At 52.6% G+C, this 272-nt stretch carries 1 pseudogene; it reads left to right on the plus strand.

Annotated features, from left to right (window positions below):
* Nucleotides 1-34: 34 nt before the first annotated feature.
* A pseudogene (locus KVT27_RS24650) lies at nucleotides 35-272 on the plus strand (hypothetical protein); the annotation flags it as partial.

Consider the following 272-nt stretch of genomic DNA (forward strand, 5'->3'; position numbering starts at 1 on the left):
TAGCGGGAACGAAGGATTTGTTCGGGAGCAGTATGTGCACGACACATTCTCGCGCCAAGGTATCCCCGTCCCGCGCGTGCTCGAGATCGGCCGGGCGAACGAGGATTTATTTTACTCCATCGCCGAAAAAGTGCCGGGACGGACAATCATATCCTATCCAGAAGAGGATATTCGGACAATCCTTCCGGATGTGGCTCAGCATTTCGCTTTAATTAACCGCTTACATTTAGGAGAAACCAAAGGGTACGGTTGGGTTCAGTCTTCCGGCGACG

Origin of the sequence: Lysinibacillus sp. GbtcB16, from assembly GCF_019091145.1 — a bacterium.
GTDB lineage: Bacteria > Bacillota > Bacilli > Bacillales_A > Planococcaceae > Lysinibacillus > Lysinibacillus fusiformis.